General features: G+C 36.3%; 16 protein-coding genes. 10 read left to right on the top strand and 6 right to left on the bottom strand.

Features of this window, described 5'->3' with window-relative positions:
- Nucleotides 1-2,018 precede the first annotated feature (2,018 nt).
- From NG743_RS02190 to NG743_RS02175, 4 genes are all read left to right on the top strand, one after another.
- Nucleotides 2,019-2,321 carry a hypothetical protein gene (locus NG743_RS02190; protein WP_027400725.1) on the top strand — a complete coding sequence of 101 codons (303 nt, stop codon included), beginning with the start codon at nt 2,019-2,021 and terminating at the stop codon, nt 2,319-2,321.
- Nucleotides 2,321-2,716: a type II toxin-antitoxin system VapC family toxin gene (locus NG743_RS02185; RefSeq protein ID WP_027400726.1), complete on the top strand. Its 396-nt coding sequence runs from the start codon at nt 2,321-2,323 to the stop codon at nt 2,714-2,716. Before NG743_RS02190 ends, NG743_RS02185 begins: the two co-directional genes overlap by 1 nt.
- Nucleotides 2,713-6,087 carry a helicase-related protein gene (locus NG743_RS02180; RefSeq protein WP_257121422.1) on the top strand — a complete coding sequence of 1,125 codons (3,375 nt, stop codon included), beginning with the start codon at nt 2,713-2,715 and terminating at the stop codon, nt 6,085-6,087. The genes NG743_RS02185 and NG743_RS02180 overlap by 4 nt, the downstream gene beginning before the upstream one ends.
- Before the next feature lie 296 nt (nt 6,088-6,383).
- Complete coding sequence (locus NG743_RS02175; RefSeq protein WP_027400728.1) at nt 6,384-6,572, top strand: hypothetical protein; 189 nt, start codon at nt 6,384-6,386, stop codon at nt 6,570-6,572.
- A gap of 330 nt (nt 6,573-6,902) precedes the next feature.
- Here the strand turns inward: NG743_RS02175 and NG743_RS02170 are convergent, their stop codons facing one another.
- Nucleotides 6,903-7,787: a GUN4 domain-containing protein gene (locus NG743_RS02170; RefSeq protein ID WP_257121421.1), complete on the bottom strand. Its 885-nt coding sequence runs from the start codon at nt 7,785-7,787 to the stop codon at nt 6,903-6,905.
- A 14-nt stretch (nt 7,788-7,801) separates the two neighbouring features.
- On the opposite strand from NG743_RS02170, the gene NG743_RS02165 reads away from it, so the two are divergent.
- From NG743_RS02165 to NG743_RS02145, 5 genes are all read left to right on the top strand, one after another.
- Nucleotides 7,802-9,421 carry an RluA family pseudouridine synthase gene (locus NG743_RS02165; RefSeq protein WP_027400729.1) on the top strand — a complete coding sequence of 540 codons (1,620 nt, stop codon included), beginning with the start codon at nt 7,802-7,804 and terminating at the stop codon, nt 9,419-9,421.
- A gap of 119 nt (nt 9,422-9,540) precedes the next feature.
- Complete coding sequence (locus NG743_RS02160) at nt 9,541-10,131, top strand: TetR/AcrR family transcriptional regulator (RefSeq protein WP_027400730.1); 591 nt, start codon at nt 9,541-9,543, stop codon at nt 10,129-10,131.
- Between the two features lie 50 nt (nt 10,132-10,181).
- Entirely contained in the window at nt 10,182-11,468 is a 1,287-nt protein-coding gene (locus NG743_RS02155) for an ABC exporter membrane fusion protein (protein ID WP_257121419.1), read from the top strand.
- A 32-nt stretch (nt 11,469-11,500) separates the two neighbouring features.
- Nucleotides 11,501-12,682 carry an ABC transporter permease DevC gene (devC, locus tag NG743_RS02150; protein ID WP_257121418.1) on the top strand — a complete coding sequence of 394 codons (1,182 nt, stop codon included), beginning with the start codon at nt 11,501-11,503 and terminating at the stop codon, nt 12,680-12,682.
- A gap of 38 nt (nt 12,683-12,720) precedes the next feature.
- On the top strand, nt 12,721-13,464 hold the full coding sequence (locus NG743_RS02145) for a DevA family ABC transporter ATP-binding protein (protein WP_257121417.1): 744 nt from the start codon (nt 12,721-12,723) through the stop codon (nt 13,462-13,464).
- 85 nt (nt 13,465-13,549) lie between these two features.
- Here NG743_RS02145 and NG743_RS02140 read toward each other — a convergent pair whose 3' ends face one another.
- Both NG743_RS02140 and NG743_RS02135 read right to left on the bottom strand, forming a co-directional pair.
- Nucleotides 13,550-13,891 (bottom strand): hypothetical protein, encoded by a 342-nt coding sequence (locus tag NG743_RS02140; RefSeq protein ID WP_257121416.1) that lies wholly within the window; start codon nt 13,889-13,891, stop codon nt 13,550-13,552.
- Nucleotides 13,892-14,265: 374 nt separating this feature from the next.
- Nucleotides 14,266-15,369 (bottom strand): AAA family ATPase, encoded by a 1,104-nt coding sequence (locus tag NG743_RS02135; RefSeq protein WP_027400735.1) that lies wholly within the window; start codon nt 15,367-15,369, stop codon nt 14,266-14,268.
- 282 nt (nt 15,370-15,651) lie between these two features.
- Between NG743_RS02135 and NG743_RS02130 the strand changes: the two genes are divergently transcribed.
- On the top strand, nt 15,652-16,161 hold the full coding sequence (locus NG743_RS02130; protein ID WP_027400736.1) for a single-stranded DNA-binding protein: 510 nt from the start codon (nt 15,652-15,654) through the stop codon (nt 16,159-16,161).
- A gap of 47 nt (nt 16,162-16,208) precedes the next feature.
- On the opposite strand, the gene NG743_RS02125 is transcribed toward NG743_RS02130, so the two are convergent.
- The 3 genes from NG743_RS02125 to NG743_RS02115 form a co-directional block, all read right to left on the bottom strand.
- Nucleotides 16,209-17,087, bottom strand: a complete 879-nt coding sequence (locus NG743_RS02125) for an NAD(P)-dependent oxidoreductase (protein WP_027400737.1) — start codon at nt 17,085-17,087, stop codon at nt 16,209-16,211.
- A 531-nt stretch (nt 17,088-17,618) separates the two neighbouring features.
- The gene (locus tag NG743_RS02120) at nt 17,619-18,818 is read right to left on the bottom strand and encodes a class I SAM-dependent methyltransferase (RefSeq protein ID WP_257121415.1); all 1,200 of its coding nucleotides are present in this window, start codon (nt 18,816-18,818) and stop codon (nt 17,619-17,621) included.
- 171 nt (nt 18,819-18,989) lie between these two features.
- Entirely contained in the window at nt 18,990-19,553 is a 564-nt protein-coding gene (locus NG743_RS02115; protein ID WP_027400739.1) for a Uma2 family endonuclease, read from the bottom strand.
- Nucleotides 19,554-19,857 lie beyond the last annotated feature (304 nt).

The following is a 19,857-nucleotide window of genomic DNA, read 5'->3' as shown; positions in this document are numbered from 1 at the left end:
AGGATGTACAGGATGGGTTTATTTGTGAGGATCATGATTTTTGGATTTTGAGGATGGGGGTTTGTGTTTAATATTTTTTGTCTGAATCAGGATAACCAGGATTAGAGGATGTACAGGATGGGTTTATTTATGAGGATCATGATTTTTGGATTTTGAGGATGGGGGTTTGTGTTTAATATTTTTTGTCTGAATCAGGATTTCCAGGATTAGAGGATGTACAGGATGGGTTTATTTGTGAGGATCATGATTTTTGGATTTTGAGGATGGGGGTTTGTGTTTAATATTTTTTGTCTGAATCAGGATTTCCAGGATTAGAGGATGTACAGGATGGGTTTATTTGTGAGGATCATGATTTTTGGATTTTGAGGATGGGGGTTTGTGTTTAATATTTTTTGTCTGAATCAGGATTTCCAGGATTAGAGGATGTACAGGATGGGTTTATTTATGAGGATCATGATTTTTGGATTTTGAGGATGGGGGTTTGTGTTTAATATTTTTTGTCTGAATCAGGATTTCCAGGATTAGAGGATGTACAGGATGAGTTTATTTGTGAGGATCATGATTTTTGGATTTTGAGGATGGGGGTTTGTGTTTAATATTTTTTGTCTGAATCAAGATAACCAGGATTAGAGGATGTACAGGATGGGTTTATTTGTGAGGATCATGATTTTTGGATTTTGAGGATGGGGGTTTGTGTTTAATATTTTTTGTCTGAATCAAGATAACCAGGATTAGAGGATGTACAGGATGGGTTTATTTGTGAGGATCATGATTTTTGGATTTTGAGGATGGGGGTTTGTGTTTAATATTTTTTGTCTGAATCAGGATTTCCAGGATTAGAGGATGTACAGGATGGGTTTATTTGTGAGGATCATGATTTTTGGATTTTGAGGATGGGGGTTTGTGTTTAATATTTTTTGTCTGAATCAGGATTTCCAGGATTAGAGGATGTACAGGATGGGTTTATTTGTGAGGATCATGATTTTTGGATTTTGAGGATGGGGGTTTGTGTTTAATATTTTTTGTCTGAATCAGGATTTCCAGGATTAGAGGATGTACAGGATGGGTTTATTTGTGAGGATCATGATTTTTGGATTTTGAGGATGGGGGTTTGTGTTTAATATTTTTTGTCTGAATCAGGATTTCCAGGATTAGAGGATGTACAGGATGGGTTTATTTGTGAGGATCATGATTTTTGGATTTTGAGGATGGGGGTTTGTGTTTAATATTTTTTGTCTGAATCAGGATTTCCAGGATTAGAGGATGTACAGGATGAGTTTATTTGTGAGGATCATGATTTTTGGATTTTGAGGATGGGGGTTTGTGTTTAATATTTTTTGTCTGAATCAGGATTTCCAGGATTAGAGGATGTACAGGATGGGTTTATTTATGAGGATCATGATTTTTGGATTTTGAGGATGGGGGTTTGTGTTTAATATTTTTTGTCTGAATCAAGATAACCAGGATTAGAGGATGTACAGGATGAGTTTATTTGTGAGGATCATGATTGATTAAATTCATGTAATATAATAGAGAGAGTAAACTGACAAAAAATATTTGCCTCTCACAGACAATTAATAAATAACAATCCTGTAAATCCTCAAATCCTGGACATCCTGATTCAGACAATTAAATATTTGCAACTCACAGACAATTGATAAATAACAATCCTGAAAATCCTGAAAATCCTGGTTATCCTGATTCAGACAATTAAATATTTGCCTCTCACAGACAATTAATAAATAACAATCCTGAAAATCCTGAAAATCCTGGTTATCCTGATTCAGACAATTAAATATTTGCCTCTCACAGACAATTAATAAATAACAATCCTGAAAATCCTAAAATCCTGGTTATCCTGATTCAGACAAAAAAATCCTGACAACTCACAGACAATTAATAAATAACAATCCTGAAAATCCTAAAATCCTGGTTATCCTGATTCAGACAAAAAAATCCTGACAACTCACAGACAATTAAACAGTCAACTAATAACTATTAATCACAGGAGATTGAAAATGAAAGTAAGAGGCATAAAACGGGGACAGAATATAGAAATATTAGAACAACTTAACAATATTCCAGATGGAACAGAAATCATAGTAGACTTAGAAATAGTAGACTTAGAATTTATTGAAAATCAAATCAGAAAACCAAAACAACCATTAACAGAACAGGAGAGACTAGCTAAACTGAATAAATTATTTGGTGCTTGGAAAAATCAACCTGAATTAACCGAAATATTTGCAGAAATTGACAAAGAACGCCATACTTATCAAGGTAGAATTATAGACTCAATTGATAATCAGGATAACGACTAATGTATCTACTAGATACCAATATTTGCATTGCACTATTTAACAAAAATCCCCAAGCTGTTGCCAAATTCAACCGCTACTTTAGCCAATGTTATCTATCCATCATCGTCGTTTCAGAACTTTATAAAGGAGTTTATTGTTCTCAACAAGTAGCCAAAAATATAGAAACATTAACTGAGTTCATAGAACTACTACCAGTAGAACCATTTGAAATCGAAGCAGCTATCGAATTTGGCAAAATTCAAAGCGAACTCAGAAAAATTGGCAAACCAACAGGAGAATTTGATGCTTTAATTGCTGCTGTAGCCCGTTCTCGTGACGATATTCTCGTTACTAATAATATCAAAGATTTTATAAATATTCCCAATTTAAAACTAGATAATTGGTTAAAAAATTGAAACCCCTACGCGATACCTCTTGGAAAATCAGCTACTCCAGCAACACCCACAATACCATTGCTGACTTCTATATTCCTGCCTTAGAATCTGCCATCCAATATGACAGAAAATCAGGCTTTTTTAGCAGCGCCATTTTGAGTAAAGTAGCGCGGGGTTTAGGGGCAATGCTACATAACCAAGGCAAAATCCGGTTAATGATGGGATGCCAATTTAGTCCCCAAGACTTGCAAGCAATAGAACAAGGATACGCATTACGGGATGCTTTACTAACTCGTTTAGATGCCGACTTAACACCACCAGAAAACTTTGCCCAACTCAAACATTTAGAAATTCTTAGTTGGTTAATTCAAAATCAATATCTTGACATCAAAATAGCCATTCCTCTCCAAGAAAATGGACTTCCAGAAAATAGCATCCAACAACTAGATCCTCAACATATATTTCATGAAAAAGTCGGCATCTTTACAGATAGCAACGGTGATAAATTAGCATTTAATGGTTCTAATAACGAATCTATTGCCGGTTGGGAGAAAAACGTCGAATCCTTTCACGTTTATTGTTCCTGGGAAGGAGGAAGAGAATTAGATAGAGTAGAAGAAGAAGTTTCCAGATTTGAACAACTGTGGTATAACTTATCCCCTAATGTGCGCGTATTTGAAATTCCCGAAGCAGTGCAACAAAAACTGTTAAATTATGCCCCAACATCTAAACCTACCTGGAATCCTCAAATTGAATTTGATTCTCGGCCAATAAAAAATGCTGACAGTTCACCGTTAACAGTTGACGGTTCACAGTTCACAGATAACCAACAAAACACAGTCAACAACCAACAGTCAACAGTCAACAGTCAACAGTTAACACTCAACAACCAACAGTCAACAGTCAACAGTCAACAGTTAACACTCATCAACGAACAAGAAAAACAAGCATTTTACCAACTAGCGAATATTCATCAACATCCTGGATGTTTAGACTTTTGTTTAAAATCAATTCCCATAAAACCCTGGCCACACCAAATTAAAATATTGCGTCGGGTAGCAGAAACCTTTCCTAAAAGTTTTCTTATTGCTGACGAAGTTGGATTAGGTAAAACCATTGAAACAGGATTAATTTTACGTTATCTCTTGTTAGCTAAAAAAGCCAAACGGGTACTCATCCTTTCCCCTGCAAGTGTCCAACCCCAATGGCAAGAAGAATTAAGAGAAAAATTCAATTTACATTTTTGGAGTTACAATCAAAATTTGTTCACAGTTCACAGTTCACTATTAACTGAAAAATACCGTCAACAGTCAACAGTCAGCAGTCAACAGTTAATAAATCCTTGGAATAGCCAAGATTTAATTCTCGCTTCTTCCCATTTAGTGCGGAGAAAAGAAAGAATGCAGGAATTACTAGCAGCAGAACCTTGGGATTTAGTCATATTAGATGAAGCACATCACGCTAGAAGAAAAAGCCCTCAAAATCGCAAAGAAACACCCAATCGGTTATTAGAATTAATGCAGCAATTAAAGGATAAAACTCAAGCCTTAATTCTGCTTTCTGCTACTCCCATGCAAATTGATGCTATAGAAGTTTTTGATTTATTAAATTTACTAGGAATGCAAGGACATTGGAGTTATGGAGATAACTTCTGTAATTATTTTGAATCATTACCAAGTAGTGTAAAACCAGAAATCCTGAACTTTTGGCAAGTCATGTCTAATGACTATTTTCAACAAGGAGGAAAACCTTGTTCTCGGTTACAGCAATTTTTAAACCAACAAGATAGAAATATTGCTTATAAAATGCAGGATTTATGGGAACGAGGTAGGAAAATCTCTAATCATAAACAATTATTAGCAGATGAAGATTTTATTAATACTTCCCGACAATATTTAACAGTTAATACCCCTTTAAAAGATTTGATGTTTCGTCATACCCGCGATACATTGAGACAATATTATCAACGCGGATTATTAGCCCAAGATATTCCTAGTAGAATTGTGCAAGATAATGCCATTAGTTTAGAAATTAACCGTGAAGTTCCGCTTTACCAAGCTGTTAGTAATTATGTTCGTCATTTTTACAGACTAGCACAAAAAGATCAGCGTACCTGTCGCGGTTTTTTGATGACTTTGTACAGGAAACGTTTAACCAGTTCATTCTACGCTATCAAAGCATCTTTACAACGGGGTTTAGATTGTTTATTAACTAAACAAGGCAGTTTTATTACAGAAGATGATTATGCCGATATTGATGAAGCTAATGATGCAGTAATTTCGGGAATGGAATCTTTCTTGGAAGAAGTAGACCCCCAGGAAATTCAATATTTAGAAGATTTATTACAGCAATTTGAAAATACAGGAGAAGATAGCAAACTTTCCCATTTTATTCAGATTTTACGTCAAGAATTAAGCCAAAGAGAAAGTGCTATTGTCTTTACTCAATACACAGATACAATGGACTATTTACGAGATGCTTTAAAAGAATTATATGGTAGTCAAGTGGCTTGTTATTCTGGACGTGGTGGGGAATTATTAAAAGTTAACAGTTCACGGTTCACAGTTGACAGTCAACAGTCAACAGCCAACAGCCAACAGTCAACAGTCAACAGTCAACAGCCAACAGTCAACAGCCAACAGTCAACAGTTAACAGTCAACCAAGTTGGTGTGTAGTTCCCAAGGAAGAAATTAAACGCAAATTTCGCCAGGATGAAATTAAAATTCTGCTTTGTACGGAATCTGCGTCAGAAGGGTTAAACTTGCAAAATTGTGGGGTATTAATCAATTATGATATGCCCTGGAATCCCATGCGTGTGGAACAAAGAATTGGCAGAATTGATAGAATTGGACAAAGGTATGAAACTGTCCGCATTCACAATTTTTATTATGATGGCACTGTAGAAGCAAAAGTTTATAGAAAATTGCGCGATCGCATTAACGCCTTTGCTACAGTTGTTGGTAATCTCCAACCCATTTTAGCTAAAGTTCCCACATTCATTGAACAAGCTGCGATGAGTGCAGATCCAGAAGAAGAGGATGTGTTGATGTCTGAGTTTGACTCAGTATTAGACGCGCCTCTACGTCCAGGAATTGAAGCAATGGTAACAATGGATTTGGATGCTGATTTAGCGGAAATTCAAAAGCCTATTCCAGCTACTCCTTTTACACCAGAAAGCATTGAACATTTATTTACCACATCAACAATTTTAAAATCTGCTGGGGTGATTTTTCAGCCAAAAGACGAAAAAACGTGGCTACTTACCTATAAAAACCGGGAATACATGATTACTTTTTACCCAGATATGTTTGATGAAATACCTTCTCTGAGATTAATGAATTTTGGAGAACCTTTGTTTGCGGAGTTTTTGCAGATGACACAAAACTTATAGATTTATCTGAAGAATAAACCCAATTCCCAGTTTTATACACCTTAAGCAGCTCATTTTTTGGGTTTTAAGGCAATATTTCTGAAAATACCTCAGCTATTATATTACCTTGCTGAACACACCCTACGTAACCGCAAATGTAGAGAATTAAGAAGAGTTGCATCTTCTACAAATCATTAGGTTGATAATATAAAAGTCAGAACTAATTGACGAGAATTTCTACTTCTTGTGTCGTTTTTTAACACAGAAGGTGGGGAGGGTTCTTTCAGTTTTTCGTAGAAATTAAAGGGGTATCTGTTGTGAAAGAATACATGAGTATTTTAGAGGGATTAGTTGACCAGTTGACACTAGCAGCAATTTTAGAGATGCTAGAGCGAATATGCCATAAAAAAGCGGAAAATCTGAGAACTCACTGGAATGATGAAGAATCTGCAAAACTGTGGGATAAAGCAGCTAGACAGATAGAAAATATCAATGTTGATATTTAAATGTTACGAAAAAAATTAGTCACAGTTGATGGTTATTTTCAGTTAATGGAAATAACCAACTTTTAATTTTGTGGATAAATAATTACCCCAAAAAGCCAGCGAGTAGTAGTGGTAATAGTATCAAAGCAGACCCAATTAGAACTAGGGTGGCTGGATCAATTTTAATGTGGTTCTTTTGTGGATTACGCATTTAGTGAAGTTCCGAAAAATAGTTATTTTAACACAATCTGAATTCAATAATTATCTGAGCAAAATTAATTCAAAATTTTGAGAACAAACAAAAATATCTGTATTCTTGGTTTGTTCCCTACCCCAAATATAGCATTTATTTTATTTACAATCATTCATGCGAATAAATATCTTGTGATAACAGCCTACTGCTTGTCCAAACCAAAGCCTATCTAAATTTCCCACACAGGCTTTTCCCAAAGACGTTCCTACAGGTTTGGGTAAATATCCTATGGGGGTATCTGTGGATAATTGGAAATGAGATTCTATATGGGTTATATTTTCTGGGTTCCATCCTACTTTTTGACGAAATTTCTGATCTATTTGATAATTAAAATTGATTTGACCATTATTTTCTTGTTTCCAAATTTTAGTTTGGACACTAAAACCAAATCTATTTTCACTAGCATTTAACCACAAATTGTCTATATTCTGTAAAGCTTCACAAGGAAAAGTTTCAATAGCTCTGGTACTTAACCAATTATTACTTTCTCTATTAGTAATTTTCAACATTACTGATTGTGTTTCTTTCGCAGCATCTTCCCAATTTTTAGCTTGTAAATATTGATTTAACTGAATATAATCTTCTTGTCTATGCTGAGGATGCCAATAAATCCAATTTTGAACTTGATAGGATGAAAAAAAAGATAAAAATGGCATGAAGCATATTATAATTAATATCAAATATCTAGTTGTATAAGCAATAAATTGATGATTTTTTTGGTAATAGCGTTGATTGTTTGTTAGTATAGCCAGCAAATGGGAAATTTTTTTCATATCCTCATCTACAAATAGATATATGAGGAAAAATGGTAAACACAAAAATACCAAAGTGAGGATAAAATTCCCAACGGGATTATTAATAATTTCTGGTGTGAGAATAATTAGAGGTATTGTAAAATATACTAACGTCCATACCAAAAAAAGCTTGCAAATTAAAACAAGCAACTTCAAGAAAAATTTATTAACTACCAAATATTTGATCATACTCTATATATTTTATGATTTACCTGCATCCGCTTTCAGATTTTATCTCATCTAATTTGATCATTACTTCGGCACAGCCTAACTATTACTATGAAGGAAAATGCCCCCAAACAGGGGAAATACTCAGATTACCCCGTACCCCTTTAGCGGAAGCTATAGCTAATAATCTGATGCAACAACTTGAGCAAAATCATCTTTATTCCCAGGAGGGAAAAATGTATGGTATTTTGTTGGTTGAATTACCCAATGGTGAACAAAGAGTTATTAAAGCATTTTCCGGTTTATTAAATGGTAATAGTATGCTTAAAGGTTGGGTTTCACCAATTCCTGGTAGGGAAGAAGTGGTTTTATTAGAAACTCAGACTTTAGCCAAGTTAGAAGCCATTAAACAAGAAATTATTAGCCTTGAGAAACTTTCAGAAAGAGAAGAATATAAAACTCTATCTGCTGAATATACTCAACAGTTACAGGCTCTTAGTTTACACCATTATCGTAGTAAACTACAACGACAGACACAACGTCAAGAATTTTGGCAAACTCTCACGGATGAATCTCTGAAAATTGCGCTGGAACAATTAGAAACAGAAAGTCGTCTACAAGGAATTGAACGTCGCCATCTTAAACGTCGTCAAAATGAAATTTTACAACCTTTACAGAAAATTATAACATCAGCAGATCAGAAAATTGCCGCACTAAAACAACAGCGTAAACAACTATCCCGACATTTACAAACAGAAATGCACGCTGCTTATAGCTTAACTAATTTTCAAGGACAATCTTTATCTCTACAGCAATTATTACCAGCAGGAACACCAACTGGAACAGGAGAATGTTGCGCTCCTAAATTATTACATTATGCAGCTACTCATCAACTAAAACCTTTAGCAATGGCTGAATTTTGGTGGGGTAATTCTACTGTAGAGGATAAAATACAGGGAGAATTTTATGGTGCTTGTTTGGAAAGATGTCAGCCATTAATGGGATTTTTGCTATCAGGATTAAAGCCAAATCAAGTAGAAATAATTTATGAAGATGAATGGCTAATTGCTGTCAATAAATCATCAGGACTATTATCTGTTCCTGGTCGTTATTTTCATAATCAAGATAGTGTAATTAGTCGTTTACGTTATTTATATAATCAAGAAATAATTGCGGGACATCGTTTAGATCAGGATACTTCGGGAATTCTATTAATTGCTAAAGATGCAGTTACTTATTCTCAAATAAGTAAACAATTCCAAAAAAGACAAGTATCTAAAGTTTATGAAGCTTTGCTTACAGGTTCTCTAGCTATTAATGAAGGTGAAATTAATTTACCTTTGTGGGGAAATCCTGACAATCGCCCTTATCAAGAAGTGAATTTAGCACAGGGTAAACCTAGTTTAACTCGCTTCCGCGTGATGAACAGGGAAGGAAATTATACTCGTGTGGAATTTGTACCCATTACCGGACGTACCCATCAATTACGGGTTCATGCTGCGGATAAGAGAGGACTGGGAATGAGTATTTTGGGGGATAAACTCTATGGTTATCATCAGAATATTGGGAGATTATATCTGCACGCAAGGGAGTTGAGGTTTCAGCATCCTCATGTCAATAAAATCTTGCATTTACAAGTAAAAACACCGTTTTAATTAGGAAATATAATTTGTCAAAAGATATTGACAAATACTTTAGACTTATTTTATTATTTTAATATAACAAACGTTCGATATAAAATCCATGATCCCCCTGGTGAAGAATAAGCCATGTTATGCCAAAAATTGTTAACCACGAACAATACCGCAAAGAGTTACTCAGTAAATGTTTTGATTTATTCGCGGCAAAAGGCTATGCAGCTATTACTATGCGGCAGATTTCTGCGGGGTTAAAGGTTTCCACAGGTACGCTGTATCATTATTTTCCCAACAAACAAGCTTTGTTTGAGCAATTGGTGGAAGAAATTAGTCAGCAGGATGTCATTACAGCTTTAACAGAATTTGGAGGAAAAAAAACCTTATCAGAATTGATGGAAACTTTAGGTCAATACCTTGTTAAAAATGAGGATTATTTAATTAAATGGACCTATTTATGGGTTGATTTTTGCCAACATCAAGACTCAAAAATCATCTTAAATAATAGCACTGTTTTTAAACGGGCTAATCAACGATGTCAGCAGTTAGCCTGTGATTTATTAGGTATTCGAGATGTCGTATTAGCATCTTTTGTTTTGAGTTTTGTGAATGGTGTTGTTTTAGAGAAATTGTGGGGTAATGAGAACATTGATTTTCCTGAACAGTGTAAGCTTTTGGGAAAAATGATTACAGCATATTTACAGCAAAAAGTCCAGGTTGAAATTAAATAATTAACTGGCAGTAAATACCGATAAATTTATTTTGTGGTTAGGTAGTGAAAATGAGTTATAAACTGTCGTTCAAGTCCCCAAGTCCAGGTTTGATTGGTTTAATGGTTGCGGCTACTACGATTCCATTAGGAATTGTTATTTATGGAGTTTCTAGTTTTGGACAATTGGGTAAAACTTCTGTCACAGAATCAAAATTAATTGCTCCTCCTCAAATAGTTACCGCTTTAGGAAGACTAGAACCAGAAACCGAAATAATTAAGTTATCTGCACCTTTAGCATTGGATGGCGATCGCATTGTCGAAGTATTAGTTAAAGAAGGGGATAATGTTAAATTAGGACAAGTAATTGCTATCTTACAAACCCGTGATCTCTTAAAAAATGCTGTTATTCAAAGCACGAAACAAGTCGAAGTTGCTCAAGCTAAACTTGCACAAATTAAAGCTGGAGCTAAATTAGGAGAAATTCAAGAACAGTCGGCAATTGTTGAACGAATTAAAGCACAATATACAGGAGACAGACAAGCCCAAGAGGAAAATATTGCTCGCATATCAGCCCAATGGGAAGGTGATAGAATTGCCCAAACAGCAACTATTAATAAAGTAACCGCAGAACTTAAAAATGCAGAGTCAGAATATAAACGCTATGAAAAATTATTTTCTGAAGGGGCAATTTCTAGTTCTGTAATTGATAGTAAACGTTTAAATGTGGAAACGGCTAAACAGACATTAGGTGAGTCCCAAGCTATTCTCAACCGGATTAACACTACAGCTAATAAACAATTAGCCGAAGCTAAGGTTGCCCTTAATCGCATTAATACTACTAGCAATAAACAAATTAGTGAAACTCAAGCTAAACTCAATAGTATTGCCGAAGTTCGTCCTGTAGATGTGCAGTTAGCGCAAACAGAAATTGAGAGTGCGATCGCCAATCTCAACCGGGCAAAAACCGAACTAGAAGCAGCTTATATTCGCGCCCCTATGACAGGACAAATTATCAAAATTCATACCCGCGTCGGTGAAAAAATTGATAAAGAAGGGATTGCTGACTTTGCCCAAACTAACAAAATGATGGCAGTAGCAGAAGTTTATCAAACCGATATTAGTAAAGTCAAATTAGGACAAAAAGCCATCATTACCAGTCAAGGATTTCCAGGAAAATTACAAGGTACAGTCCAGCAAATTGGCTTACAAGTCAACCGTCAAAATGTTTTTAGTGATCAACCAGGAGAAAATTTAGATAGTCGCATTGTCGAAGTAAAAATTCGCCTCACTCCTGAAGACAGTAAAAAAGTTTCTAGCTTAACTAACTTACAAGTACAAACAGCAATTAAATTGTAATTCTTTCCAACAAGAAGCTAAAAATAAAAGCAATGATTAATAAAATGTTTCGGAAAACGCCCCTAGCTTGGCGACAGTTAATGAAGGAAAAAACGCGGCTAGTGGTTGCAGTCGCGGGAATTACTTTCGCGGATATGTTGATATTTATTCAGATGGGTTTTGAAAGTGCATTATTTGATGCTGCTATTCAACCTCATCGCAATTTACAAGCAGATTTAGTATTAATAAATCCTCAATTTCAAACCCTATTTTCAGTCAAAAGCTTTTCTAGAGAAAGACTTTATCAAGCATTAAGTTATAACGGTGTAAAATCAGTTAGTTCTATTTACATTAGTACAGGACAATGGCGCAATCCTCAAACTAAAATGGATCGATCTATTTTAGTTTGGGGTGTAGATCCGGCTACACCTGGTTTAAAGTTTCCTGAACTTCAAGCCAAAAAAGATAATCTTAAACAATTGAATCAAGTTATATTTGATGAAGCCAGTCGTCCAGAATATGGAGAAATTGGCAAGATTTTCCGAGAAACTGGGAAATTTAACGCCGAATTAAGCGGAAAGAATGTCAGTGTTAAGGGTTTATTTCAAAATGGTGCTTCTTTTGCTGCGGATGGAAATGTAGTAGTTAGTGATTCTACTTTTTTGCAGTTATTTTCTACTCGCAAAGCTGATCAAATTGAAGTTGGATTAATTACTCTTCAACCCGGTGCTGATATTGAAAAAGTCAAAGCACAACTGCAAATAGGACTAAATCCAGATCCTCAAAATCCCTTTGTTGAAGTTGGTACTCCCGAAACATTTGCCCAAAAGGAAAAAACTTATTGGGCTACTGGTACAGGGATTGGTTTCATTTTTAGTTTGGGTGTAATAGTCGGTTTTATTGTTGGTATTGTCATCGTTTATCAAGTTCTTTATTCCGACGTTTCCGATCATTTACCAGAATACGCTACTCTTAAAGCAATGGGTTATACCGATAATTATCTCTTGCGAGTTTTATTACAAGAAGCATTATTCTTAGCTGCATTGGGTTATCTACCTGCATTTTTTCTATCTTTTGGATTATATCAAGTCACCTTTGCCGCAACTCTTTTACCAATATCTATGAAGGTAGATCGGGCAATTAATGTTTTTATCTTAACGGTAATTATGTGTACTGTTTCTGGCACAATAGCGATGCGAAAACTCCGTTCTGCTGATCCGGCAGATATTTTTTAACCTAACAATTTTTATATCTCACGCCAAGGTAAGGAACTATGTCATTGGAAGTTACAACTATTCCTTCTGAAGTTATTTCTAGTTCAGAAACAGTTATTTCTGTTAGTAATCTCAATCATTATTTTGGTAAAGGCACGCTACAAAAACAAGTATTATTTGACATTAATTTAGAGATTAATGCGGGTGAAATTGTTATTATGACTGGTCCTTCGGGTTCAGGTAAAACTACCCTATTATCATTAATGGGGGGTTTACGTTCTTCCCAAAATGGCAGTTTACAAATATTAGGACAGGAAATGTCCGGTGCAAAAAAATCACAATTAACTAAATTGCGTCGCCAAATTGGTTATATTTTTCAAGCACATAATTTGATGAGTTTTCTAACAGCCAAAGAAAATGTGCGGATGTCTTTGGAGTTACATGAAAATCACCTCAATGGCGATATTAATGCTACAGCTACAGCAATGTTAGATCACGTCGGTTTAGGAGAACATATTAATTACTATCCAGAAAATTTATCAGGTGGACAAAAACAACGGGTAGCTATAGCCCGCGCTTTAGTCAGTCATCCCAAAATAGTCTTAGCAGATGAACCGACAGCTTCATTAGATAAACAATCGGGACGTGATGTGGTGGAATTAATGCAAATGTTAGCAAAAGAACAAAATTGCACCATCTTATTAGTCACCCATGATCACCGGATTCTGGATATAGCTGATCGGATTATTTACATGGAAGATGGACAATTAAAAAGTGATGGTGTAGATATGGGAGTCAAGTAAATTAACACTTATTTATGATGAATAATAACACAGCCTCCATTTCAATATTGAAGCAATAAATTCGCAGAAAATGAGAATTGATAACTTATCCAATTAATGGTAAAATCCTTTGCAATTCTCCACAAGCAGCTTTTAAAGAAGGTGGTGCATTCTCATCTAAATTACCTTGAGAACACTGGTTGACTAATTGCTCAATATAGGGTTTACAATCTGATTGCTTTTTAGATTTTGTATATTCTGTTTCTTCATCAATATTTTCACCCTGTAAATAATGTATCCAAGTTTCGATATTTCGTTTGGGAACAAAAACTGCTATAGCTTCATTAGGTTGACGACTTGCATGAGAATTTTCTACCAGTGCATTATCTAATTGCTTTAGTCTTTCTTCTACTGTTTTTTTATCTGCATCAATTAAAACAATGAGCATTCCCGAACGTTTATTTTTCTGTCTACGATACTCTACAACTTCTTTTGCATATTTTTCTCTGACAAACTGCTCACCTGCACCTTTAGGACAAATTTCAGTGCGGAAATTTCTATCTAAGAGGATGTTTTAAAAGTATTAGATGAAACCGATAATCTCCAAAAACCTAACCCCCCTGCCCCCTTCCCTACGAGGGAAGGGGGTTTTCAAAGCCTCTCCCCGCTTCGGGGAGAGGTTTGGAGAGGGGTCTGTTTATACATTAAAAACTTTTCAAACACCCTCTAAGGTAAAACCACGCTTTTGCAAAAAATGAATAGCAAAAACTTCTTGTTGTTTATCCTCACACAAAATTACAATCTGCACTCTCCGCTGGCTCATTATAACCATCCCCGCGCAATCAGTTCTGAAATCTTTAACCCTGAATCATCAGCTTCTTCATTACTGATTTTTCTTACTCGTGCAGGTGCATTACTTTGACGTTCAAACCAATAACCAATTGGTGACGCTAAAAGATAATTAATACATTCGGGATGATGTGAAATTAGTAAGGCTTGTAACTTTCCTCCATCACAAAAATCATATAGCTGTCTTAACCAAGGTTGAATTTCTGGAAGTGCTAAAAAGTTTTCTGGTTCATCAATACAAAGTGTATAATCTTCAGATTTCATGCAGTAAATTAGTGTATATAATATTATTAATGCTTTTTGACCATCTGATAATGCACCTAAATGATAATCAATAGTATTTTTATCTTCTGAATCTGATGTGAATTTTAATTTCAAACCAACATATTTTTCTCCTATTTGCTCAAACTTAAAACTAATAAAACCATCTAAAACTTCTTTTAAAATATTTATTAATTCAGCAACTTTCCCTTGATCTTGTGAAATGTATTTATACCAAGAAACGAAATTTTCAGCTTTAGAACCTAGATATTTTGTTTCTGCACCACCACTCTTGATTAAAATAGGAACAATTTGTACAATAATTATTTTCTCTATACGTTTTGTAAACCAAAATAGTTTTTTGTTGTCATTTCTTGGTAATAAAGAGGATAATATAGATTGAGATGAAAGAAATGAATATTTTGATGCTTCTGAATAATCATCTCGAAAAAGTTGTACATCGCCATTTTCATATTTTAGTAAAGGATGTCCATTGAACCATAATCTTTCATAGGCAATAGAGACTTGATCTCGATTAGCTTCAACTACAAGTTCATATTTATAGTTACCATCATTACCATCTATTTCTAACTCGAAACGTTGAATTGGTGAAGTTTGCCAGCAAGTAAAATCAAAATAATCAAAAATAGACTCTAATTTTGATTCACCTAATATAAAATTTTGAATTTTCCGCAAGGCTTCAAAAACAGTTGATTTACCTGAACCATTACCACCAAGAAATAAGTTAATTGAGTTAACATTAAGCTCAAAATTCACCAAACAGCGAAAATTATCAATATAAATACGCTTTAACATAAAACTTTTCCTCCTAATCAAACACTATAATACAATGCCAATTACTATAATCACATAAATCAAATTAATCATATAAATCACAGTCCAGACCGCAATATAGTACAATTGTCCTATACAGACAAAACATAATACTCAGTCTAGTCAAGTGTAAGATAGAAAAACAATGATTGCCTACGGTACGCTATGCGAACAGTGCCATCATTGTTTTAACTAATTATGGTTGACTTTTCTCGTGAAGTGAAATTCACTGCGAGAAAAAGTATTAAAAATCAGGAGCAGACAATGAACAGTTGTATTTTGATGGCAGAAATTTACGATAATCCCCAACTGCGTCACACACCAGATGGGTTAGAAGTTACAGAAATGATCGTTCATGTAGCGGGAGCAAAACCAGATGATCCAACGCATCCTTTAAAAGTCGTAGGTTGGGGAAATTTAGCAAAAGAGATTCACCAAAGTTATCATCAGGGCGATCGCGTCATTATTGAAGGGCGCTTAGGCATGAATACAATTGATCGCCCCGAAGGATTTAAGGAAAAACGCGCAGAATTAACAGTCCAAAAGATTCACGCCATCGGACAAGGTGCTTATACCAGTTCACCAGCAGCAGCCACGAGAACCACACCAGCCTATGAAACCCCTGTAGCGCCACCAACCTACAGCCCTACTAATTCATCCGCCCCAATGCCCCAGGTAACAGCCCCTCAGCCGACATACCAACCCACTCCTGTGCAGTCTCCATCCCCTATAGGAGTTACGCCAGAACCCGATCCAGATGACATCCCGTTTTAGTCACCACCTTTGTAGAGGCGTTACATTGAACGTCTCTACATTCTTTTTTAACCTCCACTGACTTCACCCCATTCCCGAATTGCTGGAAATACCGATGAATAATCATCCTCTGGATAGGACATTTTCATAGTTGCGTGTAAGATTTGCCTTACACCCTCAATGCTGTTGAGATTCAAACCCAAGGATTTCGCTTCCGAGATAAATAAATCTATTTCCTTGATCAGTTGTTTTGTCGGCAAGTTGGCGTTATTGTAATTGCCATCTAACATCCGCCGCAAATTTTGATCAAAAGTGGGAGCATAAAGTTTACTTTCCCGCAGAACTTGCATAAACAAATCAACATCAATGCCTTGCAACTGGATATATGCCAGACTCAGAGCAAAGCTAGTTGTGAGAGAAGCAATCAGTTGATTGAGTGCCAAGGTGAGGTTAGAGGCAGAACCCACAGCGCCTATATATACAGGATTTTCTCCAAAATGTTGGAGTAACTTTAAATGCCGTTGATACTGTTCTTCCTCTCCACCGACCATGACAATTAATTTGCCAGTTTTAGCTTCGGGAATACTACCCAAGACAGGAGCTTCTATATATTCACCCCCAGCCGCAACTACTGTATCTCTGATTTCTTGGCTTTCTAAGGGATTAATCGTCCCCATTTGAATGATGCTGCGTCCTGATAAAGTATGCCAAGAAGTATCGGTCAGAAGTACATGATAAATAGCTGCGGCGTTAGAAAGCATTAGCACTATACAGTCAGCAGCGCGGATTGCTTCGCGGGGTTTGGTCACAATTTGCGCCCCTGCTGTCCGTAATGGTTCTAATTTTTCTGGGGTGCGATTATAGGCAATTAGCTCTATGTCGGCGGCTAATAACCTTTGAGCCATCGGTAGTCCCATCAATCCAGTTCCCAGAAATGCCACCTTCATGTTTTACGTTCCTTCGTCAGTGGTCAGTTGTTAGTTGTCAGTGGTCAGTTGTCAGTTGTCAGTTGTTAGTTGTCAGTTGTCAGTTGTCAGTTGTCAGTTGTCAGTTGTCAGTTGTCAGTGGTAATTGGAAAGAATTTATTACCCAGTCCCCAGTCCCCAGTCCCCAGTCCCCAGTCCCCAGTCCCCAGTCCCCATTTTTCTAACTAGTAGTTCGTCAAATTTATTTTGACGAATGATCGGAAAAAACTTCTGTTCTTCCCTCCCCTACCCCCCTGCCTCTCTTCTCCCCCTGCTTGCCTTCACCCGTCATTTTCGGGTTGACAGACGACTAGCCTCCTGCGGCAAAAGTCACCATAATAATTACGGAAAGTAAGAGTCCGGGGGACAGTAGAGTTACTAGCACTAACAGATCATGAGCAGTCATAATTATTCCTCTTTGCAGATTTTTGACTTTAATCATCACTGCTATGCTAGTGCAAACAAGGCTAATACAGGATTGTTAAAGAGATTTTTAAGCTTTCTCTTTGATCTCTACTCTGGTACGACTAATCCCTGGAGTGGTTGTGATGCTTGTTTTTCCGTTAGTCCCTGACTTTGGACTAAAACGCCAAAGTTGCCTAATCCTGATGGGTTAATGAGTTGGTGTAATCCTTCCCGGCGTTGAAGCAACTGTGATATTGGTTGCTGTTGAGAAGATAGTGCAGCTATTCTTTCACCTATTCCCAAGGACATTAAAAATAAACCTTGCTGCGTCCAACCAACTTGTTTGAGTCCGCACCGTTCACCCCAAGATGATAAGGCTGTAAAGTCAACATGGGCGGTGATATCTTGTTGCCCAATATTGATATAAGGATTATCATGATGACGATGCTGGTAGTAGCACTGGAGAGTTCCCTGCGATCGCCTGGGGTTATAATAACGATGAGCAGGGTAGCCATAATCAATTGTTAGCACATACCCCCGTTCCAAGCAGTCTGCCACTATACCCAACCAGTTCAAAGCTGCTAAATTAATTTCACTACGATAGCCATTTTCATAAGTATTTTGGCTTAAATCAATGCCTACTAACTTAAAATATTCTTCTAATTGTGGTGTTGATGGTTCTCCTATTACTTCAATAAATAGAGGATTACGGATGATCTGGATTTCACTGATTTCAGGGTTTAATTCGGCAAGGGTGACGTAAATTTCCCGCAATTCTCCTGCTGCTAAAATAAATTGGTGGACTGGAAAAGCATCTACTAATTCATTGGAAAAGAAGCAGCCGTTAATAGATTTGGAGGGAATTTCTTCCAAGTTACACCAATCAACAGCAAAATCTTGTAACCGTTGTTGTTGTTCTTGTTTTAAACTTTGTGATTTTTCAACAATAATATATTTGACTGCGGCAAAAAAATCTGGGTATTCTTGCTGTATATAATTGAGTATATGGGATGCTAATATACCTTGTCCTGCTCCCATTTCTACCAAATCAAAATGTATAGGTTGATCTAAAATCTCCCACATTTGGTAAAATTGCTTTGCTAGTAATTCCCCAAAGTCAGCGCCTAAACTGGCAGATGTGAAAAAATCACTACCACGAAAGCCAATTTTGATGGCATCACTGGAATAATAGCCATGTTCTGGGTGATATAACACCATATCCATGTATTGGGCAAAGGTAATTCTTTTTTGAGGACTGGTGATGATACGATGGGCTATGGCTTGACACAGTGGGGAATGGGAATCCATAAAATTTCTAGGAGAGAGAGAACAGCAAAAAATTTGTGTAATTAACTCTATATGAAAATACTTGCATCTAACAAATTAAACTCAGTTAATATCCTGTAAATCCTTAAATTCTGGATATCCTGATATGGCTTGCGCCACGCTTCGCTATCAGACAAAGAATACGTTAAAGATTTATTCATTTAGCCAACTAAAAAGTTCACCCACCGTAAGATTAAATGATTCTGCGAAAGCTGGAACAGGTAAACTATCTGTTTCTAATTCAAATAATAGAATCCGTTGATCATTAAAATAGACAAAAACTAATTTTTCTGCGGGGTCAATTAACCAACCCATTTGAGTATTATGACGAAGACAATGGAGAATATTCCGAACTACTTTAGTTTGATTTTGTTCAGGAGAAAGTATTTCAATTGTCCAGTCAGGAGGGATAGCAAAGGTGTTAGCAACTTCACCATTTTCATCGCGGGGAATGCGTTCCCAAGTGAAGACGGCAATATCAGGTACAATGGATCTGCCGCCAAAGGTACAGCGTAATTCAGAGTATGCACGGGCTATGCGCTGGGGTTTGAGCGCTAGGTTAATATTAGAACCGAGGTCAAGCTGAACTGTGCTATGTTTTCCTTGAGGCATGGGTTTTTGAATGATTTCACCGTTAATAAATTCCCTTGCCGGTTTGGTTTCTGGCAATTTGAGAAATTCGTCAAGGGTTAGAGTTTTGATAGGGGTTTGAACCATTACCGTTTCGGGTTTGTGGATGATTAATATTGTATCGTTTTTGAATGGTCTAATAGCGTAGCGATTATAAACAATCTAAAAATTACCATCCTGTACATCCTTTAATCCTGGTTATCCTGATTCTGACTTAATAATTTTTTGTAATCTTTAAATGTTAGACATTACAAGTCCACACACTCCCTTATGCCTTGCGGCACGCTTGCGCGGACAGGTGAGTGTGGGCAACGAGTGCGACTCTTCTATGAAGACATTAACTGAGCTTTAAGACCATGTGTCCCACGGTTCTTTGGTTAAGCCGAACAAT

It is taken from the genome of Dolichospermum heterosporum TAC447, from assembly GCF_024584745.1.
Lineage (GTDB): Bacteria > Cyanobacteriota > Cyanobacteriia > Cyanobacteriales > Nostocaceae > Dolichospermum > Dolichospermum heterosporum.
Note: the sequence above shows the minus strand (reverse complement) of the source record. Positions and strands in the feature narration are given on the sequence as shown.